A 25,583-nucleotide genomic window follows, 5' to 3' on the forward strand; every position below is an offset into this window, starting at 1 on the left:
CGAATAGCGGCGGACCGCGCTAAAAATTCACGCTCATCCGCACGCTTCGTTAAGCTGGCAGGCTCTCCGGGCCGCGAAGCGTGGGGCAGAATTGATACATCTCCAGCAGGATGGCGACGTAGTCACGCGCTTCCGCATGCAGGTCGAACGAGTCGGGAGCAAACAGCCAATTCTCCATCAGGCCTGAAAGGTAGCTGCGCATTAAAATCGCCGCTCGCCGGGTGAGTAAATTGGCAGGCAACAGCTTCGCCGCGATACACTCTTTTAAGGTTTGCTCGATACGCTCGTAGCTCGCCAGGGAGAGCTGCCGCTGGGCCTGCTGCACTACGGTCATTTCTCCGACGAATTCGCACTTATGGAAGATAATCTCCATCATCAACCGACGACGCTCTTCTGTCACTGTCGCTTCAAGAACATAGACTAATATCTCCCTGATAACTGAGAGTGGATCGTTGGGGAATTTTGCCCGATACTCAATTTCGAGATCGCTAATACTGGCGTCTGACAGCTCCCAAATTTCGTTGAATAAATCTGATTTATTCTTGAAATGCCAGTAGATAGCCCCCCTCGTTACACCCGCAGCTTTTGCAATTGTTGCCAACGAGGTAGATGATACGCCTTGCTGCGAAAACAGACGCAGAGCAACATCCAGAATCAGTTGCCGGGTTTCACGTGCCTGTTGTTTGGTTTTTCGTGCCATAGGTTAATGACTTTACAGAGGTTACGTTTACATACATTTGTGAATGTATGTACCATAGCACGACCATAATAGAAAGACTGTAGTGGGTTTGTGGTTGTTTGAGCCACTGAACATTTTGAAATTGGACACTCGAGGTTTACATATGAACAAAAACAGAGGGTTAACGCCTCTGGCGGTCGTTCTGATGCTCTCAGGCAGCTTAGCGCTAACAGGATGTGACGATAAACCGGCTCAACAAGGAGCCCAGCACATGCCGGAAGTCGGTATTGTGACGCTCAAATCCGCACCTCTACAAATAACCACCGAACTGCCAGGCCGCACCAGCGCCTATCGCATTGCGGAAGTTCGTCCTCAGGTCAGTGGCATTATTTTAAAACGTAACTTCGTGGAAGGTAGCGATATCCAGGCCGGCGTTTCCCTGTATCAGATCGATCCAGCCACCTATCAGGCCAGCTATGACAGCGCCAAAGGCGACCTGGCAAAAGCCCAGGCGGCGGCAAACATGGATCAACTGACGGTCAAGCGTTATCAGAAACTGTTAGGCACTAAATATATCAGTCAACAAGACTACGATACCGCCGTCGCGACGGCGCAGCAGAGCAATGCGGCCGTGGTCGCGGCGAAAGCAGCCGTTGAAACCGCGCGCATCAATCTGGCCTACACCAAAGTCACCTCGCCGATTAGCGGCCGCATTGGTAAATCCGCGGTGACCGAAGGGGCGCTGGTGCAAAATGGTCAAACAACCGCCCTGGCAACCGTTCAGCAGTTGGATCCGATCTATGTCGACGTCACCCAGTCGAGCAATGATTTCCTGCGCCTGAAACAGGAGCTGGCCGATGGCCGTCTGAAACAGGAAAACGGGAAAGCGAAAGTGGAGCTGGTGACTAACGACGGTCTTAAGTATCCGCAGGCCGGCACGCTGGAATTCTCGGATGTCACCGTCGATCAGACCACCGGCTCTATCACGCTGCGCGCTATTTTCCCTAACCCGGATCACACCCTGCTACCGGGGATGTTTGTCCGTGCCCGTCTGGAAGAAGGGGTTAACCCTGACGCCCTGCTGGTGCCGCAACAGGGTGTCACCCGTACGCCGCGCGGCGATGCCAGCGTCATGGTAGTGGGTGAAGGCGATAAGGTCGAAGTCCGCCAGGTCACTGCTTCTCAAGCGATTGGCGATAAATGGCTGGTCACTGACGGTCTGAAATCCGGCGATCGCGTTATCGTCACCGGCCTGCAAAAAATCAAACCAGGCGTGCAGGTAAAAGCGCAGGAAGTAGCTTCTGATGATAAACAGCAAGCCGCAGGCAACGCGCCATCAGAACAAACCAAGTCTTAACTTAAACAGGAGCCGTTAAGACATGCCTAATTTCTTTATCGATCGCCCCATATTTGCATGGGTGATCGCCATCATCATCATGCTGGCTGGGGGATTATCGATCCTCAAATTGCCGGTGGCGCAATATCCGACGATTGCGCCGCCAGCAATTTCCATTACCGCCATGTACCCCGGTGCTGACGCCGAAACCGTGCAAAACACCGTGACTCAGGTTATCGAACAGAATATGAACGGTATCGATCACCTGATGTACATGTCCTCGAATGGCGACTCCACCGGTACGGCGACCATCACCCTGACCTTCGAATCCGGTACCGATCCGGACATCGCCCAGGTTCAGGTTCAGAACAAGCTGGCCCTGGCCACCCCTCTGCTGCCGCAAGAAGTACAGCAGCAAGGGATCAGCGTTGAGAAAGCGTCCAGCAGCTTCCTGATGGTTGTCGGCGTTATTAACACCAACGGCACCATGAACCAGGACGATATTTCGGACTACGTGGCGGCCAACATGAAGGACCCGATCAGCCGTACCAGCGGCGTCGGCGACGTTCAGCTTTTCGGTTCCCAGTACGCGATGCGTATCTGGATGGATCCGAATAAACTGAATAACTTCCAGCTCACGCCGGTGGACGTGATCAGCGCTCTGAAAGCGCAGAACGCCCAGGTAGCCGCTGGTCAGTTAGGCGGTACGCCGCCGGTGAAAGGCCAGCAGCTCAACGCGTCCATCGTCGCACAGACGCGTCTGACCAATACGGAAGAGTTTGGCAACATCCTGCTGAAGGTGAACCAGGATGGTTCCCAGGTTCGTCTGCGTGATGTCGCCAAAATTGAGCTGGGTGGCGAAAGCTATGACGTGGTGGCGAAGTATAACGGCCAGCCAGCGTCCGGTCTGGGTATTAAACTGGCTACCGGCGCGAACGCGCTGGATACCGCCAACGCGATCCGCGCTGAACTGGCGAAGATGGAGCCGTTTTTCCCGTCGGGGATGAAAATCGTTTACCCGTATGACACCACCCCGTTCGTGAAAATCTCTATTCACGAAGTGGTTAAAACGCTGGTGGAAGCGATCATCCTGGTCTTCCTGGTGATGTATCTGTTCCTGCAGAACTTCCGCGCCACGCTGATCCCGACCATCGCGGTGCCGGTGGTCCTGTTAGGGACCTTCGCGGTGCTGGCGGCGTTTGGCTTCTCGATAAACACCCTGACGATGTTCGGGATGGTGCTCGCCATCGGCCTGCTGGTGGATGACGCCATCGTGGTGGTCGAGAACGTCGAGCGCGTCATGGCCGAAGAAGGCCTGCCGCCGAAAGAAGCGACGCGTAAATCGATGGGGCAGATTCAGGGCGCGCTGGTAGGTATCGCCATGGTGCTGTCGGCGGTATTTATCCCGATGGCATTCTTCGGCGGTTCAACCGGCGCCATCTATCGCCAGTTCTCCATCACCATTGTTTCCGCAATGGCGCTATCGGTACTGGTCGCGCTGATCCTGACGCCGGCGCTGTGCGCCACGATGCTGAAGCCGATTCAGAAAGGCAGCCACGGCGCGACCACCGGTTTCTTCGGCTGGTTTAACCGCATGTTCGATAAGAGCACGCACCATTACACCGACAGCGTAGGCAACATTCTGCGCAGCACCGGTCGCTATCTGGTGCTGTATCTGATCATCGTGGTGGGCATGGCGTGGCTGTTCGTTCGTCTGCCGAGCTCGTTCCTGCCGGACGAAGACCAGGGGGTATTCCTGAGTATGGCCCAGCTGCCTGCCGGCGCCACCCAGGAGCGCACGCAGAAAGTGCTGGATGAGATGACGAATTACTATCTCACCAAAGAGAAGGACAACGTGGAATCCGTGTTTGCGGTTAACGGCTTCGGCTTCGCCGGCCGCGGCCAGAACACCGGTATCGCGTTCGTCTCGCTGAAAGACTGGAGCCAACGTCCGGGCGAAGAAAACAAAGTTGAAGCGATCACCGGTCGGGCGATGGGCTACTTCTCGCAGATTAAAGACGCGATGGTCTTCGCCTTTAACCTGCCGGCTATCGTTGAACTGGGTACCGCGACCGGCTTTGACTTCCAGCTGATTGATCAGGGCGGCCTGGGACACGAAAAACTGACCCAGGCACGTAATCAGCTGTTTGGCATGGTGGCGCAGCATCCTGACGTGCTGACCGGCGTGCGTCCTAACGGTCTGGAAGATACACCGCAGTTCAAAGTCGATATCGATCAGGAAAAAGCCCAGGCGCTGGGCGTCTCCATCAGCGACATTAACACCACGCTAGGCGCTGCCTGGGGCGGAAGCTATGTCAACGACTTTATCGACCGCGGCCGCGTGAAGAAAGTGTACATCATGTCCGAAGCGAAATACCGTATGCTGCCGGAGGACATCGGCAAGTGGTATGTTCGCGGCAGCGATGGCCAGATGGTGCCGTTCTCCGCCTTCTCCACCTCGCGTTGGGAATACGGTTCGCCGCGTCTGGAACGCTACAACGGTCTGCCATCGATGGAAATTCTTGGCCAGGCAGCGCCAGGCAAGAGTACCGGTGAGGCGATGAGCCTGATGGAAGAGCTGGCGGGTAAACTGCCGTCGGGTATTGGCTACGACTGGACCGGGATGTCTTATCAGGAGCGGCTGTCCGGTAACCAGGCCCCTGCCCTGTATGCCATCTCGCTGATTGTCGTCTTCCTGTGTCTGGCAGCGCTGTATGAGAGCTGGTCGATTCCGTTCTCGGTCATGCTGGTCGTACCGTTAGGTGTGGTCGGCGCGCTGTTAGCCGCCACCCTCCGCGGTTTAACCAATGACGTTTACTTCCAGGTTGGCCTGTTGACCACCATCGGCCTGTCGGCGAAGAACGCGATACTGATCGTTGAATTCGCCAAAGACCTGATGGAGAAAGAGGGCAAAGGGCTGATTGAGGCGACGCTTGAAGCGGTGCGTATGCGTCTGCGTCCGATCCTGATGACCTCTCTGGCGTTTATCCTTGGGGTTATGCCGCTGGTTATCAGCTCCGGTGCTGGCTCCGGTGCGCAGAACGCCGTCGGTACAGGCGTAATGGGCGGGATGGTGACCGCGACGATCCTGGCTATCTTCTTCGTGCCGGTGTTCTTTGTGGTGGTTCGTCGCCGCTTTAGTAAGAAAACGGAAGATATTGAGCACAGCCATCAGGTTGAGCATCATTAATCTGCACTACTGAACAAAGGGCCGCCACCGCGGCCCTTTTTTTGTTCATTACCGACAGGGCACATATTGCCATTGTTTATTTTTCGCGCTGCATTTAATATCTATTGATGTGTTGCAGACTATATCTATCGCGCTGTTTAGCCCTTAGGATCTTCTTACGCTCATTTACCAGGAATAATCCTAATATCATCATTCACGGCCGGCGGTTTCTGAACGCGACGACTGCCTGTCTTAAACCAATGATTGATAAGACATCTCTATTTTTCAGGCTGCGCGCCCGGGCCGCAGAAATTAATTCGTCTATTTTTAAGATAATTTCTCTCTGATAATTGTAATTTTTCGTAATAGCACGATGAAATCTCCTGGAGAGTGGATTATAGTTAAATCAGCAGGATTACTCAGTTAGTGTCAGGTCAGTTAGTCGTGTTCATCCCACAACGGTGTTTGTTAGTCGTCGTTTAAACCACTCAAAAGGGGATGCGTTATGGACGAATACTCGCCAAAAAGACATGATATCGCACAACTACGCTTTCTCTGCGAAACGCTGTATCATGACTGCCTTGCAAACCTGGAAGAGAGCAACCATGGCTGGGTCAACGACCCGACATCGGCTGTCAATCTCCAGTTAAATGAACTGATCGAGCACATTGCCACATTCGCCCTTAATTATAAAATTAAGTACGCTGAGGATAATAAGCTGATCGCTCAGGTTGACGAATATCTGGACGACACATTTACGTTGTTCAGTAACTACGGCATTAACTCTACGGATTTGCAAAAGTGGAAAAAATCCGGTAATCGGTTATTTCGTTGTTTTGTCAACGCCAGCCGGGAAAATCCGGCCAGTCTTTCGTGTTAGGATTATTACAATCAAAAGGTGGAATTATGTCTGATAAGCCATTAACTAAAACAGACTATTTGATGCGCTTACGTCGTTGCCAGACAATTGACACGCTGGAGCGCGTCATTGAAAAAAACAAATATGAACTTTCTGATAATGAGCTGGCGGTATTTTACTCAGCCGCCGATCATCGTCTGGCTGAACTGACTATGAATAAGCTGTACGATAAAATCCCGACGTCCGTCTGGAAATTTATCCGCTAATTAGTGCGCCCGACGCGGTCTGCTGACCGGATGGTAATCGCCAGCCTCAGCAGGACATCTTTGTGATAGTCATCACAGCATTCAGCCAACAGCAAACTTGTAACCGGTTTCTTTTTTATACTGTTGCGACCCTCTAACGTCAGGTATAAGGAAGACCAATGAGTGAAGAAAAACGCAAAATGATCGCCGGTGAGCTCTATTTATCTGGCGACCCAACGCTTCGCGCCGATCGCCTGCGCGCCAGACAGCTGCTGCACCGTTATAATCATTCCGCCCCGAATGCGCAGGAAGAGCGTCAGCATATTCTGGCCGAGCTGTTCGGTCGCGCTGGCGATGCGTATATCGAGCCAAGCTTTCGCTGCGACTACGGCTACAATATCTTTCTCGGCGCCGGTTTTTACGCCAATTTCGACTGTGTGATGCTGGACGTCTGCCCTATCCATATTGGCGATAACTGCATGCTGGCGCCGGGCGTCCATATCTATACCGCCACCCATCCGCTGGATGCTGAGGCCCGAAACAGCGGCCAGGAATATGGCAAACCGGTGACCGTTGGCCACAATGTGTGGATTGGTGGTCGGGCGGTGATCAATCCCGGGGTGACCATTGGCGATAATGCGGTCATCGCCTCCGGAGCGGTGGTCACTAAAGACGTTCCCGCCAGTACCGTTGTCGGCGGCAACCCGGCGCAGATCATCAAGCGCCTTCCGCCGCCGAATGCGTAACTGTTATGCTTTTCTGTAACTGATCTGTTACTTTCTCCGCAGAATACTGCAACATAAAATAACCTTCAGGCTGAGCCTGCCGCACCTGATCCATCGGGCGCACGGGGCGGGCTTATTGCAGAATTCGGGGACCAAGATGACAGAAATACAACGCCTGCTGACTCACACCATTGACGAACTTAACGTGCAGGAAAAACGCGATAATCGCCCGCGTTTTAGCATCAGTTTTATCCGCAACCATCCGGGCCTGTTTGTTGCCATGTATGCCGCGTTTCTGGCGACGCTGGTGGTCATGCTGCGCTCTGAAACGCTGGTGGATTCGGTCTGGTTGTTGGTGGTGCTGTTCATCCTGTTCAACGCTTTTTTCTTCTTTGATGTCTATCCACGCTATCGTTACGAAGATATCGATGTCCTCGACTTTCGCGTGTGTTACAACGGCGAATGGTACAACACCCGCTTTGTCCCCCGACAGCTGATCGACCGTATCCTGCAGTCGCCGGACGTCGATAGCGAGCAGAAGGCACAGCTTAAAAAAATGGTCGACACCAAAGGCGAGCTCTCCTTTTACGATGTCTTTACGCTGACCCGCGCCGGTACTGCGCAATAAGACGATTCAGCGTCCGCAGCGCCAGCGGATAGCGGGAAGCCGAAGTATTGCCATACCCCAGCACCAGGCCGCTCCGCCCCCGCCGCGGGTCGAGATAGAAATGACTTAGCGCAGCGGGCGCCAGCTGAAACTGACGCGCCTGCTGCGCAATCGTTCGATCGTCGATCCCCTCTATGGCCAACGTCAGATGGAGTCCCCCTTCCCCACCGAGGACTTCGCACGGCACGGTAATCTCTTGTGCCAGCGCCTCGCGCAGCTGTTGCTGACGTTTGCGGTACAGACGACGCATCGCTGCCAGATGACGCGCATAGTGTCCCATCTCGATAAAGCTGGCCAGCGCACGCTGTTCAGCGCGGTGCCCGCCGCGCAGCAGCGCGCCAATGGCCTCCTGAGCGGCATCCGCCAGCGCGGACGGCATGACCATAAAACCGATACGCAGCGCCGGAAACAGGGTTTTGCTGAAGGTGCCGAGATAGACCACCGGGGCATCCGGGACCATCCCCAGCATCGCCGGGATCGGCTCTCCGCTGTGGCGAAACTCGCTGTCGTAGTCATCCTCCACAATCCACGCGCCGTGCCGATGGGCATACTCCACCAGCGCCAGACGCCGCGCGGCGCTCATGACGCTCCCAAGGGGATACTGATGAGAGGGAGAGGTGAAAATCAGCCGGGGTGGCTCTGCCACGCCGTTGGCAATACACATCCCTTCACCATCGACGGCCATCCCACAGACCCGCAGCCCCGCTCGCTGGAAACCACTCCTGGCGCCCAGGTACCCCGGCTCTTCCAGCCACACGCTGTCGCCCGGGTTGGTCAACAGCGAGGCGCATAAGTTGACCCCTTCCAGCGCCCCCTCGGTGATGACGATCTGCCGGATATCGCACCGGATGCCCCGGGAGAGCGCCAGATGGCGGGCGATAGCCTCCCGCAGTTGGGGATCGCCCGCGGCCTCACCGTAGCCCAGCAGCGTGCTGCCTTCGTCGCGCAATGCCTTATCGATTAACCGCCGCCATAGCGGCAGCGGGAAATAGTTCACCGCCGGCATGCCAGGCGTAAACGGCAGCGCCGGCGAGTCACGGCGCATAGCGGCTGGCAGCCCCTGCAGCCGCTCAGACAGCACAACGGGTGGCGCGATTACCTCCTGCCGACGGCTAGCGGCGAGCGGCACCACCTGCGTCCCCTGACGGCTTCGCGTCAGGTATCCCTCCAGCGTCAGCTGCTCCAGTGCGGCATTCACCGTATTACGCGACAGATGCAGTCGACCGGCAATCACGCGCGATCCTGGCAAACGGCAGCTGGCCGCCAGGGTTCCCTGCAGGATGGCATGGCGCAAAGTGTGGTAAAGGGCGCGCTGCAGGGTTTCGTCCGTTCGCTGCCGCATCCCCTGCGTCACCAACCCATAAAACGCATCGTCCGGTATATTCATGTCGCCTCCTCGTGGATCCATAAAAACATACTCTAATGGCACTTTTTATGGAACCAGCCAGCGCGTACGCTGCCTGTACATCCCCAATAAGGAAACCGCAATGTGTGAATACAATCAGTTTGGACAGGCGCTCGGCGCCGCGCTGCCCGACTGGCAACCCCGCCCCTGGCCGACCCGGCAGGTACTTCAGGGCAGCCGCTGTCGGCTCGAACCACTCACCCTCGCCCACGCCAGCGATCTGTTTGCTGCCCATCAGCTGGCGCCCGACGCCCGCAGCTGGACGTGGCTGCTGCGCGAACCGGAAACCAGCCTGGCTGAATTTAGCGCCTGGGTGGCGCAGGTTGCGACGCTGGCCGATCCGATCCATTTCGCCGTCGTTGACCAGCAGCGTGGAACGGCGGTCGGCTCGCTGGCGTTAATGCGCATCGATGCCACCCATGGCGTGGTCGAGGTGGGGCATGTCCATTTCTCTCCGCTGCTGAGCCGAACGGCTATGGCCACCGAAGCGCACTGGCTGTTGATGCAGTATGTGTTCGAGACGCTCGGCTACCGTCGCTATGAATGGAAATGCAATAGCCTCAATACGCCGTCAGGCCGGGCGGCAAGGCGACTGGGATTTCAGTACGAAGGACGTTTTCGTCAGGCACTGGTGAGCAAAGGACACAACCGGGACACGGACTGGTTTTCAGTGATTGATGGCGAATGGCCGCAGCTGGATAGCGCCATGCGCCAATGGCTGGCCGCCGACAATTTTACCGCCGACGGCCAGCAGCGCCGTCCCCTGGAAAGCTTCCGTTAACGACGTTTTTTGCGCCCCTGCACTGCTTTGAAGCGGGGGTTGCTCTTACAGATCACGTACAGCCGCCCTTTGCGTTTGACCAGCTGACAATCCGGGTGGCGCTGTTTGGCGCTGCGTAATGAGTTAACGACCTGCATCATGCCTTCCTTTTTGCATCAATGAAGCCGCCAAAGCGCTGGCGGAAACGGGCCGCGCTACCCTCGCTGGCGAACGTTTTTTGTTTGCCGGTGTAGTACGGATGCGATTTCGAGGAGACGTCGATCGTCACATACGGATACGTCTCACCGTCGAGCTCAATCACGCGTTCGGTGCGGATGGTTGAGCCAACTTTAAAATATTCATTGGCGCTGGTGTCGTGAAACACCACCGTGCGATAGGGAGGATGGATATGGGCTTTCATGATGACCTCGTAATTATGTTATAACATAACAATTAAGGTACGCCGTTCCACGACAAAGATCAACCATGGTCATATCAGGGGTAATAACAAAGAGGCGAGTTTCCTCGCCTTTGGCTTCAGGGCGCCAGACGGTGGGCGATAGCGCGAAGTTGCTCCGCGATAGCCTGCAGATCTTTCCCCTGCTCGACTCTGGCGCCGCTGGAATGGCGAATCACCAGGCGCGCCGGCAGGATGGATGAGGTATGCGCCGCGCCGCTGGTACTGGCGAGGATCCGCCGTACCGCCTCTTTCCCCTGCAGGTCGAGGTCCAGCGAGACCGTACTCAATGCCGGATAGAAAAAGGAGCTTTCGTAGGTATCGTCATAGCCAATCACCGACTTCTCTCCCGGCACCGCCACCTGATGCTGATGGAAGGCGCTGAGCACCCCCAGCGCCATCTGGTCATTGCCCACCAGCACGGCGCTGAAATTAGGCGTTTCCCGCAGCATCTGCAGCGCGCCGGCGTAGCCGCTCTGCGCATCCCAGTTGCCGCGCAGGACAGTCACCGGCTTCAGACCGTAGCCATCCAGGGTCTCGAGCCAGCTTTTCAGCCGCAGTTTCGCCGATACAGAGCTGTCCGGGCCTGCCAGCAACGCAATCTCCCGATGCCCCATCTCATAGAGATATTTGACGCTGGCCCGGGTGCCGTCCGCCGGGTTAAACGAAACGTTAAACACGGAGCTGTAGGGATCAACGTCGAGAAACAGGCAGACGATATCATCATTGTCAGCGGCGATTTTCTGCGCCTGTTCAGTCTCCAGCGGCACGTTGATAATGACCTTATCCACCCGCTGAGACTTCAGCTCATTGATGGAATCCTGGATGCTTTGGTTGACGCTCTCATCAATCATTGAAATCAGGACCTGGTAACCTTCCAGATTGGCATAGCGTTTTACCGCCGCCGCCACCTGGGAGGGGGCATGCCAGGCCAGCGAAATCGTCACCAGTCCGACCGTCTGGCTCTCCTTCCCCACCAGCTGCTGCGCCAGCCGGTTTGGCACATAGCGCAGAGCCTCTATCGATTTCTCCACCTTGCGGCGCGTCGCTTCGGATACATTGGCAGATTTGTTGAGTACCCTGGACACGGTCTGGTAAGAGACGCCCGCATGACGAGCGACGTCTTCCAGAGTAGCGCTTTTAGACTTCATGGTCCGGTTCCTTATGTTGTTATCCCATGATTGTAACAGGGGCCATTTGAAAAAACGCTCACCGCTACCTCTCATCGCAAAATTACACCACAAAAAGTATTACGTTCACAACCAGGTTAATTGTGAATCACCTCACTCATCACAACAAAAACCAGCGTTATTATTTGCACTTAGTCACACAATAATCATATCTCATTTGCCTGAAGTTACATTTAGGCATTTTATGACATCAGTTATGTGAACGTAATACAAAACAATAAGAGGATAGAGATGAATACGACACTGCGCGTCCTTTCCACAGCATTAGCCGCTGCGCTAATCGCCCCTTCCGCCTTTGCGGCTACCGCTGCGATCCCGACCGTTGATTTTCATGGCTATTTGCGTGCCGGGGTTGGGGTCTCCGGCGACGGTAGCGAAGCGGAATGGCAAAAGAACAAGCTGGGCCGGTTGGGGAACGAATCGGATACCTACGGCGAGCTGGAGCTAGGCTCCGAGGTCTACAAAAAAGATGATGTCAGTTTCTATCTCGACAGCATGGTCAGCATGGTCTCCGATGGCTCTAACGATAATGAAACCACGCTGAACGATGACGCGCAGTTCGGCTTACGTCAGCTGAACCTGCAGATCAAAGGGCTGATCCCGGGCGATCCGAATGCGGTGATCTGGGGCGGCAAACGTTACTACCAGCGTCACGACCTGCACATCATCGATACTAAATACTGGAACATTTCCGGCTCCGGGGCCGGGGTGGAAAACTACACCCTTGGCCCGGGCGCCGTCTCGCTGGCGTGGATCCGCGGCGATGCCAACGACGTTGACTATCGCGTCGATGGCGACAGCAACGTCAATATCAACTATATCGATTTACGCTACGCGGGATGGAAGCCGTGGTCCGGGTCGTGGACCGAATTCGGCATCGACTACGCCATGCCGAACACCACCAAAAAACAGGACAGCTACGGCGGGCTGTACGATGCCGAAAATGGCGTGATGCTGACCGGTGAAATCAGTCAGGATATGCTGGGCGGCTATAACAAAACCGTGCTGCAGTATGCCAACAAAGGTCTGGCGCAGAATATGGTCTCCCAGGGCGGCGGCTGGTACGATATGTGGAACTACGTGAACGACGCCACCGGCTATCGCGTGATTAACACCGGTTTGATCCCCATTACCGAGAAATTCTCCATCAACCACGTTCTGACCTGGGGCTCGGCGGATGACATTACCGACTATACCGATAAAACGCGGATGCTGTCGCTGGTCGCCCGCGGGCAGTATCAGTTCACCGACTACGTGCGCCTGATTGGCGAAGTCGGCGGTTTCTATCAGAAAGACAGCTATAACAATGGCACCAGCTACAAACAGGCCGGTGAGAAATATACCATTGCGCTGGGCCTGGCGGACGGGCCGGACTTTATGTCACGCCCGGAATTACGTATTTTCGCGTCGTATCTGAATGATTCCGAAGATGGTAAACCGTTTGAAGACCAGACGGCGAATAATACCTGGAATTTCGGCGTACAGGTTGAAGCCTGGTGGTAATATCGCGCTGGTAAGACAAATACGTTATTTATATCTCCAACTGTAAGGTCATTAATTTCCCTCCGGTAATCATTATTGCCACTGCTGTCTTTGTCTTATTTTCGGGATAACCTGTTTTCAGGTTATCCCGTTTTATTTATTTCCGCGCGGCAAAATGGTCATCCAGCAATTGACGTAGCGCATCGGACTGCTTACCGAAAATAGCATGAACCTGCTGGCCAAGAATAATGACACCCAGCGCGCCCTGCTGCTGTAATGCGTCCGAGTCCACGGCTGCCAGATGACGAACCGTTACCCGCAGACGGGTAATACAGGCGTCCACTTGGGTAATATTCGCTTCACCGCCGAAGGCCTGAACCAACGCCTCGATTTGCTGTTTTTCCGCTTCGCTTAACGGCTGTGCCGGACGTGCAGGAGAGAAATAGTGCAGGAAAGATTTTAAACTCACCATCATAAACTCCAGGGTAATAGATACAAAAAAGCCTGCTCGGCAGAGCAGGCGTGGAGAAAAAAGGATTAGGCGTGGCGACGGAGAATACGGCAATCCCATGCTGACAGGGTCAGCGGGTCCGACACCGCCGCGTCGGTCAGGCAATCCCGATACCCTGACGGCAGGCTCAGGGTATGGCTTTGCGCGCTGTAGTTCTGCAGGAAGACAAACGTGCTCTCACCGTCGGTGCGCGCAGTGGCCACCACGCCGGGCGGTAAATCCGCCGCGATCGCCCGCGGTAGCGCCAGCTCCTTGCTCAGGGCGGCAAAGAAGTCGCGCTGGAAGGCCAAATCGTTGCGGGAGGCCACATGCCAGGCTTTACCTTTCCCGAAGCCGTTCACCGTCACCGCTGGCCTTCCGGCATAAAAATCATCCCGGTAGGTGGCCAGCGTCTGCGCGCTTTCGGTATGGATCAGTTCACAGAGATGGCGCACCTGATACGGGCCCTGCAGACCGCACTGATTCCCGGCCAGGCCCTGCACCAGATTAAACTCGCCGTCATTCAGGCAGTCGATCTCTTCCGCCCAGATGCCCAGCAGATTGCGCAGCGGGCCAGGGAAGCCGCCGAGATAGCAGAGATCGGATTCGTTGACGATGCCGGTCCAGTAAGTGGTCACCAGATGGCCGCCGCTGGCGACAAACGCCTCCGCCCGCGCGGCAAAGCCGTCGCGCACCATGTATAACATCGGGGCAATGACCAGCCGGTACGGCGTTAAATCAGCGTCGGCGTCAATCACATCGACGGCGATGCCCTGCTCCCAGAACGGACGGTAGTGCTCATTGACCGTCTTCTCATACTCCATCCCCAGATTGCGCGGTCCCTGGGCGTCATCGAGCGCCCAGCGATTCTGCTGGTCGAAGATAATCGCCACTTTCGCCTCGGTGCGACAGCCCCGGACCTCCGGTAGCTTGCTCAGTATCTCACCGAGTTTGCTGACTTCACGGCCAATACGGGTATCGATGTGCCCGACATGGTCGACCACCGCGCCGTGAAATTTCTCAACCGAACCGCGACTTTTCCGCCACTGGAAATACTGCACCGAGTCGGCGCCATGCGCCACCGCCTGCAGCGAGGAGAGAATATGCATGCCCGGTTTCTTCAGTTTGCTGGTCGGCTGCCAGTTAGTCGCGCCCGGCGTGGACTCCATCAGCACAAACGGCTGGCCGCCCTTCAGGCTGCGCATCATGTCGTGATACATCGCGGTGTAGCAGGCCAGCGCGGTTTCGTCTTTATCGCGGTGCCACATCGGATAGCTGTCCCACGAGATAAAGTCCAGCACCTCCGCCAGCTGCCAGTAGTCGTAATCGTAGAAATACTCCATAAAGTTGGTGGTCACCGGCAGGGCGGCATTCGCCGCCTTCAGCGGGGCGATTTCATGGCGGCAGAAATCGGTCACCTGGGCGGTATTAAAGCGATGCCAGTCCAGATTCAGACCGTGGATCGACACCTCGCCCTGCGGCGCAGGCGATTCAATCTGCGACCAGTCGCTATAGGTATGGCTCCAGAAGGTGCTCCACCAGGCCTGGTTGAGGTTCTCCAGGGTCTGATACCGCGCCTTCAGCCAGCCGCGAAAGCGGGCCTGGCAGAGATCGCAATGGCATTCGCCGCCATATTCATTGGAAATATGCCAGCCCAGCACCGCCGGGTGCGCAGCATAGCGCTCCGCCAGCAGGCTATTAATTTTCAGGGTCTTCTCACGATAGATCGGCGATGACATACAGTGGTTGTGACGGCCGCCGTGCAGGGCCGGCACCCTATCGCGCCCCACCCGCAGAACCTGCGGATAGCGTTGAGACATCCACGCTGGACGCGCGCCGCTCGGCGTGGCCAGAAATACATGAATGCCGGCGGCATACAGTTTATCGAGAATAGTATCCAGCCAGGCGAAATCAAATACCCCTTCGCGCGGCTCAAGTTTCGCCCAGCTAAATATGCCCACCGACATCACATTGCATTTTGCCTGCTGCATCATGGCAATGTCTTTATCAATAATGTCGGGGTCATTCTCCCATTGTTCCGGATTATAATCCGCGCCATGCAGCAGCGTATTAACCTTTGGATGTAAAGGTGCAAATTTATTCATAATAAACTTCCTGAAAAGAACGACAAATAATTAATTAAATACTTTTACCGACGGCAATACTTTTCCCTGGCAGTCAAATAGCGCCTGATTTTCCCGCGCATTACCCTCTTTCCATTCGTCATGGATATATTTCATCCCCGCCGGGGTGGCCCAGGTATTTCCCGGCACAGCAATCCACGTCGGCTCCCAGTAAAAAATACCTTTGCCGCGCTGGTCGGGAACATCTATTACGGCCTGCATCAGATCGTGAATATAGCGATATTGCCCCTGCACGGAGGCGGGATAGCCTCCGTCCTTTTCCTCTTTGGCCTGAAAACTGTTTTCCGCGTTATCGCAGTTAGCCAGGGTATAGGCATAGGCCGCCTCGACGACAATGACATCTTTGTTATAGCGTTTGCTGATGTCATCCATATTGGCCTTCAGGGCGCTGATCGGCCCGTTCCAGTAGGTGTACATCGACAAACCAATCACGTCATAGGGCACATGACGTTTCTCTATTTCGTCAAACCACCAGCGGAAGGTATCGTTCTTAGTCCCTTCAGCCAGATGCAGCATGATTTTCACCTGCTCGCCATTGCGCAGATTCGCCTTCAGACCATCAATGGCCGCGTTCAGCAGCCCGGCCAGCCGGTCGAACTCGCCGCCCCCCTGCCCCCAGCTTTTCCCTTCCGGCCACAGCATACCGCCGTTGATCTCATTGCCGATCTGCACCATATCCGGCAGGATGCCCGCCTGCTTAAAGCGGGCGATGGTATCCCGGGTATAGTCATGAATCGCCGTTTTCAGCTGCGGATAATCCATCTTTTCCCAGGCCTTCGGTTTGAACTGCTTGCCGGGATCGGTCCAAAAATCGCTGTAATGGAAGTCGAGCAGCAGCTTCATTCCCTGGGCTTTCGCCCGTTTCGCCAGCGCCAGGGTAGTGGCCAGATCGTTATTCCCGCCGCCATAGCCCTCGCCGCTTGCCGATTGCGGATCCACCCACAGGCGGAGGCGAACATAGTTGACGCCGTTCTCTTTCAGAATGGCGATCGGATCCTTACGCTGGTTATTCTGGTCGTAGAAAATTGCCCCGTGCTTTTCGGCATCCAGCAGCGTGGAGATATCCGCGCCTTTAATAAAGTCCGCCGGCATACCCTGAAAGGCGCGGGTTTCAAGCGCGTCCGCTGCCAGCGAAGGGAGGGAAAAACTGCATGCCAGACAAACCGCAAGCCATGCGGGTGTAAATCTTTTCATGTGCTTATCCTTTAGTACTGCCCGAGGTCAGGCCGGAGACGAAGTATTTTTGTAACGCCAGATAGAGGATCGCGACCGGCACGGCAATCAGCACCGCCCCCGCCGCGTAGGTGGTGTAGCTGGCCCCCATTTTTTGCGCCACCAGGTTATACAGACCGATAGGCAGCGTGTATTTATCCGGGGTACGCAGGATGGTGCTGGAGAGGATGAAATCCCCCAGCGGGCCGGTGAAGGAGAACAGCGCCACCACCGCGAGGATCGGCCTCGACAACGGCATGATGATCTCAATAAAGATGCGAAAGCTACTGGCGCCGTCCATGCGGGCGGACTCATCCAGATCTTTAGGGATCGCGTCGAGATACCCCTTCATCAGCCAGGTGTTCATCGGGATCATTCCCCCGACGTAGATCAGCACCAGCGCCAGATGGCTGTTTATCAGGCCAAGCAGTTGCGACAGCACAAAGATGGCAATCAGCGCGGAAAACTGCGGGATCATCTGCAGCAGCAGGAACAGCATCAGCCCGTTCTGCCGCCCTTTAAAGCGGAAGCGGGAGAAGGCGTAAGCGGTAAAGCTGACGCTAATCAGGGTCAGCACCATGGTCAGAAAGCTGATTTTCATCGAGTTCCAGTACCAGGTGAGGTAATTCACATTGCCATTGAACAGATCGGCATAGTGCTGGAACGACAGGTTTTCCGGAATGATCGAGGTACTGAGCAGGCTATTGCCGGCGTTCAGCGACGCCCCGACGGTCCAGACCAGCGGGTAGATAATCACCACCGAGACCAGGATAACCACCAGCCAGGTGAGAGAGAGTCGGATCCACTTTTCGCGTTTAATACTGGGTGATTGAGCCATGTTGCTTCCCTTACGCCATGTCGTCATTTTTGAAGGATTTGGTGGCGCGGAACTGCCACAGCGCCAGGCCGACGACGAAGATCGACAGCAGGATAGTGATGGTCGCCGCGATGGCGTACTGCGACGAGGACATCGTCAGCTTATAGATCCACGACACCAGAATATCCGTCCCGCCGGCGTTAGATCCCGCCACCGCAGGGCCGCCGTTGTTAAACAGATAAATAATGTTGAAATTATTAAAGTTGAAGGTGTACTGGGTGATGATGATCGGCGCGATCGCGTACAGCACCAGCGGCAGGGTGATGGTGCGCAGGCGGGTAAAGGCGCTGGCGCCGTCCATCGTCGCCGCTTCATACAGATCGTCCGGGATCGCCTGCAGCACGCCGGTGGTCATGGCAAAGACAAACGGAAAGCCAAGCCAGGTCTGCATCATGATCAGCGCGGTTTTGGTCCAGAACGGGTCGGTTAGCCATGCCTTCGGGCTGATGCCGAAGAATGACAGGATCGCGTTGTTAATCACCCCGAAGGAGTCATTGAACATCCCGGCAAAGACGAGGATAGTGACAAACCCCGGCACCGCCCACGGCAAAATAAAGATGGTGCGGATCAGCGGCTTAAAGCGCAGATCTTTTTGGTTCACCAGAATCGCCAACAGCACGCCCACCGTACACTGCAGGGTGGTCGCCAGCAGCGTCCACACCACGGTCCACTGCAGCACATCCAGAAAGGTGGAGCGCCAGATGGAGAGGGTGAAAATATTGACGAAGTTTTTCAGCCCCACCCAGTCCACCAGCTTCGCCGGCGGCGTGTGGTACAGGTTGTAGTTGGTGAAGGCGATGGCGAAACCAAACAGAATGGGAAAGATCACCACAAAGACCAGCAGAATAAAGCCCGGGGTGATCATCAGGTACGGGAAGCCGTCGCTCAGCAGCATCTGGTACTGCTTACGCACGCTGTTCAGCGCGACCCCTTCATCGCGTTTTTTGCCGTTCAGCCACGCGTCCCGCAGCGAGAGAAAATAGATCAGCACGCCAAAAGCGACGATCAGCACGCTGATAATCCCCTCCGCTAACAGGAAGATAGAGTTATCCCGGGGCACCTCTTCACCCAGGGTATAGAGCCCCCACAGCCCCTCGCGCAGGAAATCGTAAAAAATACCCAAAAAGCTGCTCAGCAGCACCAGGAAGACCAGCCCCTTCAGCCACTGGCGATGATAAAACTGGCCGCAACCCGGCACGATTGCCAGCAACAGGCCGCACCACGCATGGCGCCCGGGCCCGCGCGCGTCGCTAAAATTTTCGCTGGAATGGATGCTCACACTCGACTCCTTCTACAAACGGGAGGTCCCCCTCCCGCTCGGTGACTTCACGTGACGGTAAATTACTGATTGCTGGCCTGCATCGCTTCAATCTGCATCTTGATCTGTTTCACCGCATTATCGAGCGCGGCCTGCGGCGCCTGCTTGCCGGTGAGGCTCAGTTCAAGCGCGGCATTGGCCGGCCCCCACACTTCCCCCATCTCCGGAATGCCCGGCATAGCCATCGCCCGAGCCGACTGGACGGCGACGGCGCTGGCCTTTTCGTCATTTTTAATCACCGGGTCGTCAATCATCGCCTTCAGCGGCGGGATTTCGCCGGTGGCGACATAGCGGGCTTTTACATACTGCGGCTGGTTGATGAACTCGATAAACTGTTGCGCCAGCGCCTTGTCTTTACTCCAGGTCGATACCACGTAGCCCTTAACGCCGAGGAAGGAGCTCATTGGCTTGCCGTCCGGCAGGGTCGGCAGCGGCACCACGCCATAGTTGATACCGGCGGCTTCATACGGCTGGAAGGCCCAGGGGCCGTTGATCACCGCCGCCGCTTTTTTCTCGGTAAACAGCGAATCAATGGCGTTCAGCCCGTTATCGCCGAGGATCCCTGCGGGGAAGGCCTTCTCGGCATAGAATTTTTTCAGGAAGGTCACGGCTTCCACGGCGCCGGGCGTATTGAGCCCCACCTGCTGCGGATTAAAACCGCCGCCGTCGTTCTTCGCGAAGATATAGCCGCCCATCGGGCCAATCGCCCCCCAGCTGTAGTAGATCTGATCAAACTTGGCCAGCAGGCCGTATTTGTTCTGCTCGCGCTGGGTCTTCGAGTAGTCCAGCCAGGCCTGCAGACTGTCCAGCGGCTTGTCGATCAGGTCCTTGTTGTAGATAAGCACCAGGGTTTCCACCGCTTTCGGGATCCCATACAGCGCGTTGTCCATGCGGAAGGCGTTGATAGAGGCTGGCGTAAAGGCATCCTGTTTCGCCTGCTCAACGTTGAGCGGCGAGAGAAGTCCCTGAACGACGGCGCCGCCGAGCTGGTCATTCGGGATCACCAGCACGTCCGGCCCAATGCCCGCCGGGCCATCGAGGCGCAGCTTTTCCAGCTGCTGGGCATAAGGCATCTCCTGCAGATTGACCTTCACGTTGTACTGCTTCTCAAAATCGCTGACCGCGGTTTTGATGCCAGTGGATTTTTTAATGTCTTCCCAAACGTTGAGCTGCCCGGCGGCATGCGCCTGCAGGCTGGTAAGTTGCCCCGCCGCGAGGGTGGTAAGGATCAGTGCAGCAAGCGTGTTCTTTTTCATTATCAACCTCATGTGAAGGTATAACAATTTAATGGTTTTTATTTGACTTACGTCTGCCAGTTAGAAAAAAAATCATTTCAAACTGCCTTGTTACATAGAAAACAGACTCTGGTTCGCTTTTGTTATACGCTACGCTTTGATTGGGGATAAAACTACCATAAGCTGCCAGTTGTGTGATCATCCTTGCAGAAATGAAACGCCGCTGTATGGCGCAAAAACCGCGGAAGTTATAGTCAGGACATGATTTTAGCGCTGTTGAATATCGTCACGCTGATTTGTTACACGTAATACAAACACACTCAAATCAGCGACACGCCAACGGCAAACAACGGCTACTCACTTCGGGGAATGTGGATGTCCAATATACGACTGAGGAATGTCACCAAAAGGTTCGGCAGCACGGTGACGCTGCACCAGGTCAATCTCGATATTGAAGATGGCGAGTTTGCGGTCTTCGTCGGCCCTTCCGGCTGTGGAAAATCGACGCTGTTACGTATGATTGCCGGGCTGGAAGAGGTCAGTGACGGGGAAGTGCTGATTGGCGATGAGGTGATGAACGATGTGGTCCCCGCCCGCCGCGGCGTGGCGATGGTTTTTCAGTCCTATGCGCTCTATCCGCACATGACGGTGGCGGAGAATATGGGCTATGGGCTGAAAGTGAATAAAGTGCCGAAAGCGGAGATCCGTCGCCAGGTGGAAATGGTGGCCAAAACGCTGCAGCTCTCTCACCTGCTGGATCGTAAACCGAAGCAGCTCTCCGGCGGCCAGCGGCAGCGTGTGGCCATTGGCCGCGCTATCGTGCGTAATCCCCGGGTGTTTATGTTCGATGAGCCGCTTTCTAACCTCGATGCCGAGCTGCGCGTCGATATGCGCCTGCATATCGCCCGACTGCACCAGGAGCTGAAGACCACCATGGTGTATGTCACGCACGATCAGGTGGAGGCGATGACGCTCGCCGATAAAATCGTAGTCATGAACTACGGGAAGGTCGAACAAATGGGTTCGCCGATGGCGCTGTACTACAATCCGGTCAACAAGTTCGTCGCCGGTTTTATCGGCTCGCCAAAGATGAACTTTTTGCCGGCCACCGTCAGCGACTGGCAGGCAGAGCGCTTAACGGTCACCCTCGCCCAGGACCATCAGCTCACCCTGAACGTTGCCACCCAACCGCTGAAGCCCGGCGCCGCGGTCACGCTGGGGATCCGGCCAGAGCACCTCACGCCGGAAGTCTCCACCGGTACCGTGGTGGAGTTTCAATGTGAAGTGGTGGAGCGTCTGGGCAACAATACCTACCTGTTCGGCCAGTGCTACGGTCACGATAACGTCAAGGTTCTGCTGCCCGGCGACGTCCATTTCCGCCCGTGGCAGAAGATTAATCTGGCCTTCGATGACCGCTTCTGCATGGTGTTTGATGAGAACGATCTGCGCATCAGCGCCGATATCACGGCGCCGGACGCCCACTAAGCCAACATATTGCTGTCATCTGCGCAGCGTATGCTGCGACTGAATGCCGGAAAACATACTGCCCGGCATTCACACCCTCATTTTTATTCTGCTGCATCGGAATCATCCTTCTCTCCCGGCATCGCAGGTTATTGTGATGCCGGTTTTTTTGCCCACGCAGCACGATTTCTCCCGCTGCGCCCGGTTTATCTTTCGCATATACTGATGACACCCGGCGAACGATAAGGATACAGGCATGAGGACCCGGCATCTGATGGCGCTGTTTACAGGAGTGCTGATACTGGCCATCATCCTGCCTATCTCGCTCAGCATCTGGCAGGCGGCGCGGCAGGCCAAAATGCAGTTCTATCGTGAGCTGGATGATTATTCCAACCGTATTGTCGTCCGCACGCTGCAGGTCGCCGATCAGGCCCGGGAAGCACTGCGGGAGGCCGACTCACACTCTGCCGCTTCCTGTAGCCCGGAGCATCTGCTCGCCCTCCGCCGGATCGCCTATACCCATCGCTACGTGCAGGAAGTGCTCTGGCTGGAAGATTCCGTACCGCAATGCTCCTCCCTGGAAGACCATAGCGTTGCGGTGACCTTCCCGCCACCGGACCACATTGCCCCCGACGGCTATCGCACCTGGCTGACCTCGATTAACGATCTTGGCCTTAATCACCAGATGACGGCCATGGCCAGCCGGCAGCATATGGTAATGATCGATCCCATCTCCTTCATTGATGTGGTGCCCGCCAGCGAGGAGAAGATCCATACCATGCTGTTTGGTTTGGACCATCTGAAAATGGTGATCAGCAGCCAGCCGCTGCCGGCGAAGGTCTGGCAACGGATTAAAGATCCGCACCTGAATATGCTGACCCTGGATAATACGGTCTACCGGATCCAGCGCATTCCCGAGCTGGGATCCGGCATTGTGACCTGGTCATCCACGCTGCCGCTACAGCAGCGTATTCGCCAGCAGCTGATCTTCTGGCTCCCTGTCGGCATCTTCACCAGCCTGCTTGCCACCTGGCTGCTGCTGCGCCTGCTGAGACACCTGCGTTCACCGCGCAACAGTATGCTGGACGCCCTCAATTCCCAGGCGATTCAGGTTCACTATCAGCCGATTATTTCATTGCAGGACGGAAAAATCGCCGGGGCCGAAGCGCTGGCGCGCTGGCAGCAACCCGACGGCACCTTTTTATCGCCGGATATCTTCATTCCCCTGGCCGAGCAAACCGGACTGATCACCCAGCTGACGGAAGATATCGTCAGGAAAATTTTTGCCGACCTGGGCCCCTGGCTGAGGCAGCGGCCGGAAGTGCATATCTCCATCAACCTGTCGGTGGATGACTTACGCTCTCCCACCCTACCCAAGCTATTACACGATCAGCTGCAGCACTGGGGGATCGCCGCGGAACAGATTATCCTTGAGATCACCGAGCGCGGGTTTGTTGACCCGGAGACCACCATGCCGGTGATCGCACACTACCGCGAGGCCGGGCACCGCATTTCGATTGACGATTTCGGTACCGGCTACTCCAGCCTGAGCTATCTGCAGAAGCTGGACGTCGACACGCTGAAAATCGATAAATCCTTTGTCGATACCCTCGAGTACCGGCCGCTGACGCCGCACATTATTGAAATGGCCAAGGCGCTCAATTTGGCCACCGTCGCCGAAGGGGTGGAAACCGTAAGCCAGCGCGACTGGCTGAGACAGCATGGCGTTCAGTACGCCCAGGGGTGGCTGTACAGCAAAGCGCTGCCAAAAGAGTCGTTTATTCTGTGGGCGGAAGAGAACCTCCATGCGCATTAAGCGGCAGGCGGCCTGCGCAGAAGGTCAGCGGGCGCGGCCTCTTCGCCGCCCTCTGCCGGAGGCTACTTCAGATAGGATTTAATCACCTGCATCACCGTCTCCAGATCCGCCTCACGCTGCGTCTCGTCTGGCTCTTTCACCACATGGTCGGTGAGATGTCCCTGGATAACCTGCAGCATCATGCCATTGACCGCGCCGCGGATCGCCGCCAGCTGCTGTAGCACCTCAGCGCACTCATGCTCGCGATTAAGCATTTTCTCTAATGCGGTACTCTGCCCCTGAATTTTCTTCAGCCGGGTCAGTAACTTCTTTTTGTCTCTCACTGTGTGTGACATTACGCGATCCACCGTTTTTTTCTGTCCGGGATTACCGACCTGCGTGGTCAGCAACGCCTGCCAGCATACCATGATCCTTTTTATTAGCCGCTTTATCTACTGGGGGGTAGTATTTTACTACTGGGGGGGAGTAGGATAAACGCACTTTTGGCAAGGATCCCGATATGAACGATTTCACTTCCCTTTTGCAGCAGGGCAATGCCTGGCTGTTTATTCCCAGCGCAATACTGCTCGGCGCGCTGCACGGCCTCGAACCCGGGCACTCAAAAACAATGATGGCCGCCTTTATCGTGGCGGTGCGAGGAACCTTAAAACAGGCGGTACTGCTGGGGCTGGCGGCCACGGTTTCGCATACGGCGGTGGTCTGGCTGATCGCCATGGCCGGTCTGTGGTTTGGCCGCGGCTGGAACGCCCAAACCTCTGAACCCTGGTTTCAGCTGGTCTCAGGGATTGTCATTGTGCTGATTGCCTGCTGGATGCTCTGGCGCACCTGGCGCGAATCGCAGCCCCACACGCACCATGATCACCACCACGAACATGATCATCACCACGAACATGATCACCACCATGACCATCACCATGCGTCCTCATCCGCCGCGCCGCTGGTGGCGGAAGAGTGGCAGGATGCGCATCAGCGGGCCCATGCTCAGGAGATTAACCGGCGCTTCGATGGCCGCCAGGTGACCACCGGGCAGATCGTGCTGTTTGGCCTGACCGGCGGGCTGATCCCCTGCCCGGCGTCCATTACCGTGCTGCTTATCTGTTTACAGCTGAAGAAATTCTCGCTGGGCGCCACGCTGGTGCTGGGCTTTAGCGTCGGTCTGGCGCTGACGCTGGTGGCTTCAGGGGCTATCGCCGCCCTGAGCATGAAACATGCCACCCGCCGCTGGTCGTGGCTTAACGACCTCTCGCGCAAGGCACCCTGGTTCTCAGGCTTACTGATTATTGTGGTGGGGATCTACATGATGCTTCATGGCCTGAGCGGCCTGTAAGCGATGAAAGGCCCTCTCCGTGATGAAGAGGGCGATGGGTTAATTCAGGAGACTATTTCCCGGGGAGGGCTGACCGCGTTGCGGTTGACGGGCTGACTGAACCACGGCAGGCACAGCTGGATAAGCGGTCCAATCGACAGCGCGTAAATGACGGTTCCGACGCCAAACTTGCCCCCCAGCAGACAGCCAATCAGCAGCACGGAAAGCTCGATCGCCGTCCGGATACCGCGCAATGACCAGCCGGTGCGAGCGTGCAGGCCGGTCATCAGGCCATCGCGCGGACCCGGGCCAAACCCCGCGCCAATGTACATCCCGGTGGCGATAGCGTTCAGCACAATCGCCACCACCAGCAGCGCACTGCGCGCCACCAGCGATTCCAGCGGCGGCAGGACGGCCAGCGTGGCGTCCGCCGCCAGCCCCAGCACGATCACATTGCTCACCGTGCCGAGCCCCGGCATCTGCCGGATCGGGATCCATAGCAGCAGCACCGCGGCGCCGGTCAGAATAATCACAGTCCCGAAACTGATCCCCATCTGTTTAGCCACTCCAAGATGAAAGACGTCCCACGGATCGGCGCCGAGATTAGCATGCACGAAGAGCGCCGTGGACACGCCGTAGAGCACCAGACCGATATATAACTGCAGCAGGCGACGAAGCATATTTTTTCCTCAACATCATTGCGAATGCCCTCATCATCAGCAAAAATGGACTGATAATTAATGGCCA

The 25,583-nt window shown here is 56.2% G+C and carries 25 protein-coding genes; 11 read left to right on the top strand and 14 right to left on the bottom strand.

All coding sequences use genetic code 11. From position 1 onward, the window contains the following. Nucleotides 1-49 precede the first annotated feature (49 nt). Nucleotides 50-700 carry a multidrug efflux transporter transcriptional repressor AcrR gene (gene acrR / locus ABLV76_RS17835; RefSeq protein ID WP_004204746.1) on the bottom strand — a complete coding sequence of 217 codons (651 nt, stop codon included), beginning with the start codon at nt 698-700 and terminating at the stop codon, nt 50-52. Nucleotides 701-842: 142 nt separating this feature from the next. Here acrR and acrA point away from each other — a divergent pair, with 142 nt between their 5' ends. The 5 genes from acrA (at nt 843) to maa (ending at nt 7,034) form a co-directional block, all read left to right on the top strand. After that, the gene (gene acrA / locus ABLV76_RS17840) at nt 843-2,036 is read left to right on the top strand and encodes a multidrug efflux RND transporter periplasmic adaptor subunit AcrA (protein WP_004204747.1); all 1,194 of its coding nucleotides are present in this window, start codon (nt 843-845) and stop codon (nt 2,034-2,036) included. Nucleotides 2,037-2,058: 22 nt separating this feature from the next. After that, nucleotides 2,059-5,205, top strand: coding sequence for a multidrug efflux RND transporter permease subunit AcrB (acrB, locus tag ABLV76_RS17845; protein WP_004204748.1), 3,147 nt, complete (start codon nt 2,059-2,061; stop codon nt 5,203-5,205). Nucleotides 5,206-5,689: 484 nt separating this feature from the next. Continuing rightward, a complete protein-coding gene (gene tomB / locus ABLV76_RS17850) occupies nt 5,690-6,064 on the top strand; it encodes an Hha toxicity modulator TomB (protein ID WP_002892066.1) in 375 nt (124 codons plus the stop codon). 26 nt (nt 6,065-6,090) lie between these two features. Then, the gene (locus ABLV76_RS17855; RefSeq protein ID WP_002892050.1) at nt 6,091-6,309 is read left to right on the top strand and encodes an HHA domain-containing protein; all 219 of its coding nucleotides are present in this window, start codon (nt 6,091-6,093) and stop codon (nt 6,307-6,309) included. Between the two features lie 158 nt (nt 6,310-6,467). Further along, nucleotides 6,468-7,034, top strand: coding sequence for a maltose O-acetyltransferase (gene maa, locus ABLV76_RS17860; RefSeq protein ID WP_348878405.1), 567 nt, complete (start codon nt 6,468-6,470; stop codon nt 7,032-7,034). Here maa and ABLV76_RS17865 read toward each other — a convergent pair. Further along, nucleotides 7,006-7,128 carry a hypothetical protein gene (locus ABLV76_RS17865; protein ID WP_032426076.1) on the bottom strand — a complete coding sequence of 41 codons (123 nt, stop codon included), beginning with the start codon at nt 7,126-7,128 and terminating at the stop codon, nt 7,006-7,008. The two genes, maa and ABLV76_RS17865, sit on opposite strands and share 29 nt — an antisense overlap. Before the next feature lie 42 nt (nt 7,129-7,170). Between ABLV76_RS17865 and ABLV76_RS17870 the strand changes: the two genes are divergently transcribed. Next, a complete protein-coding gene (locus tag ABLV76_RS17870; protein ID WP_004204751.1) occupies nt 7,171-7,641 on the top strand; it encodes a YlaC family protein in 471 nt (156 codons plus the stop codon). Here the strand turns inward: ABLV76_RS17870 and ABLV76_RS17875 are convergent. Next, nucleotides 7,610-9,067, bottom strand: a complete 1,458-nt coding sequence (locus tag ABLV76_RS17875; RefSeq protein WP_094309518.1) for a PLP-dependent aminotransferase family protein — start codon at nt 9,065-9,067, stop codon at nt 7,610-7,612. The genes ABLV76_RS17870 and ABLV76_RS17875 overlap by 32 nt on opposite strands. 100 nt (nt 9,068-9,167) lie before the next feature. Here ABLV76_RS17875 and ABLV76_RS17880 point away from each other — a divergent pair, with 100 nt between their 5' ends. Continuing rightward, the gene (locus tag ABLV76_RS17880) at nt 9,168-9,866 is read left to right on the top strand and encodes a GNAT family protein (protein WP_004204753.1); all 699 of its coding nucleotides are present in this window, start codon (nt 9,168-9,170) and stop codon (nt 9,864-9,866) included. On the opposite strand, the gene ykgO is transcribed toward ABLV76_RS17880, so the two are convergent. The 3 genes from ykgO to ABLV76_RS17895 form a co-directional block, all read right to left on the bottom strand. After that, nucleotides 9,863-10,003, bottom strand: a complete 141-nt coding sequence (gene ykgO, locus ABLV76_RS17885; RefSeq protein WP_002892018.1) for a type B 50S ribosomal protein L36 — start codon at nt 10,001-10,003, stop codon at nt 9,863-9,865. The two genes, ABLV76_RS17880 and ykgO, sit on opposite strands and share 4 nt — an antisense overlap. Then, nucleotides 10,003-10,266, bottom strand: coding sequence for a type B 50S ribosomal protein L31 (locus ABLV76_RS17890; RefSeq protein ID WP_004204754.1), 264 nt, complete (start codon nt 10,264-10,266; stop codon nt 10,003-10,005). Before ABLV76_RS17890 ends, ykgO begins: the two co-directional genes overlap by 1 nt. 116 nt (nt 10,267-10,382) lie before the next feature. After that, the gene (locus ABLV76_RS17895) at nt 10,383-11,453 is read right to left on the bottom strand and encodes a LacI family DNA-binding transcriptional regulator (RefSeq protein ID WP_004204755.1); all 1,071 of its coding nucleotides are present in this window, start codon (nt 11,451-11,453) and stop codon (nt 10,383-10,385) included. 270 nt (nt 11,454-11,723) lie between these two features. On the opposite strand from ABLV76_RS17895, the gene ABLV76_RS17900 reads away from it, so the two are divergent. Further along, complete coding sequence (locus tag ABLV76_RS17900; RefSeq protein WP_004204756.1) at nt 11,724-12,995, top strand: maltoporin; 1,272 nt, start codon at nt 11,724-11,726, stop codon at nt 12,993-12,995. A gap of 136 nt (nt 12,996-13,131) precedes the next feature. Here the strand turns inward: ABLV76_RS17900 and ABLV76_RS17905 are convergent, their stop codons facing one another. The 6 genes from ABLV76_RS17905 to ABLV76_RS17930 form a co-directional block, all read right to left on the bottom strand. Beyond that, on the bottom strand, nt 13,132-13,446 hold the full coding sequence (locus ABLV76_RS17905) for a glucose PTS transporter subunit EIIB (protein WP_004204757.1): 315 nt from the start codon (nt 13,444-13,446) through the stop codon (nt 13,132-13,134). 65 nt (nt 13,447-13,511) lie between these two features. Then, nucleotides 13,512-15,569, bottom strand: coding sequence for a beta-galactosidase (locus ABLV76_RS17910; RefSeq protein ID WP_049093339.1), 2,058 nt, complete (start codon nt 15,567-15,569; stop codon nt 13,512-13,514). A gap of 30 nt (nt 15,570-15,599) precedes the next feature. Then, complete coding sequence (locus ABLV76_RS17915) at nt 15,600-16,802, bottom strand: arabinogalactan endo-beta-1,4-galactanase (protein ID WP_156234445.1); 1,203 nt, start codon at nt 16,800-16,802, stop codon at nt 15,600-15,602. A 4-nt stretch (nt 16,803-16,806) separates the two neighbouring features. After that, complete coding sequence (locus ABLV76_RS17920) at nt 16,807-17,658, bottom strand: sugar ABC transporter permease (RefSeq protein ID WP_004204761.1); 852 nt, start codon at nt 17,656-17,658, stop codon at nt 16,807-16,809. A 10-nt stretch (nt 17,659-17,668) separates the two neighbouring features. Beyond that, nucleotides 17,669-18,976 carry a sugar ABC transporter permease gene (locus ABLV76_RS17925; protein ID WP_080841333.1) on the bottom strand — a complete coding sequence of 436 codons (1,308 nt, stop codon included), beginning with the start codon at nt 18,974-18,976 and terminating at the stop codon, nt 17,669-17,671. A gap of 62 nt (nt 18,977-19,038) precedes the next feature. Continuing rightward, complete coding sequence (locus ABLV76_RS17930; RefSeq protein WP_017898899.1) at nt 19,039-20,271, bottom strand: maltodextrin ABC transporter substrate-binding protein; 1,233 nt, start codon at nt 20,269-20,271, stop codon at nt 19,039-19,041. Nucleotides 20,272-20,625: 354 nt separating this feature from the next. On the opposite strand from ABLV76_RS17930, the gene ugpC reads away from it, so the two are divergent. Together ugpC and ABLV76_RS17940 are read left to right on the top strand one after the other, a co-directional pair. Continuing rightward, entirely contained in the window at nt 20,626-21,735 is a 1,110-nt protein-coding gene (gene ugpC / locus ABLV76_RS17935; protein WP_043521496.1) for a sn-glycerol-3-phosphate ABC transporter ATP-binding protein UgpC, read from the top strand. Between the two features lie 235 nt (nt 21,736-21,970). Continuing rightward, nucleotides 21,971-23,530: an EAL domain-containing protein gene (locus ABLV76_RS17940; RefSeq protein WP_004204766.1), complete on the top strand. Its 1,560-nt coding sequence runs from the start codon at nt 21,971-21,973 to the stop codon at nt 23,528-23,530. Nucleotides 23,531-23,592: 62 nt separating this feature from the next. Here the strand turns inward: ABLV76_RS17940 and ABLV76_RS17945 are convergent, their stop codons facing one another. Then, on the bottom strand, nt 23,593-23,865 hold the full coding sequence (locus ABLV76_RS17945) for a metal-sensing transcriptional repressor (RefSeq protein WP_004204767.1): 273 nt from the start codon (nt 23,863-23,865) through the stop codon (nt 23,593-23,595). Nucleotides 23,866-24,029: 164 nt separating this feature from the next. Between ABLV76_RS17945 and ABLV76_RS17950 the strand changes: the two genes are divergently transcribed. Further along, nucleotides 24,030-24,857, top strand: a complete 828-nt coding sequence (locus tag ABLV76_RS17950) for a nickel/cobalt efflux protein RcnA (protein ID WP_348878406.1) — start codon at nt 24,030-24,032, stop codon at nt 24,855-24,857. Between the two features lie 44 nt (nt 24,858-24,901). Here the strand turns inward: ABLV76_RS17950 and ABLV76_RS17955 are convergent, their stop codons facing one another. Continuing rightward, entirely contained in the window at nt 24,902-25,516 is a 615-nt protein-coding gene (locus ABLV76_RS17955; protein ID WP_305202296.1) for a hypothetical protein, read from the bottom strand. Between the last annotated feature and the right edge of the window lie 67 nt (nt 25,517-25,583).

This window comes from Klebsiella sp. GB_Kp047 (assembly GCF_040065235.1).
Taxonomy (GTDB): Bacteria; Pseudomonadota; Gammaproteobacteria; order Enterobacterales; family Enterobacteriaceae; genus Klebsiella; species Klebsiella quasipneumoniae.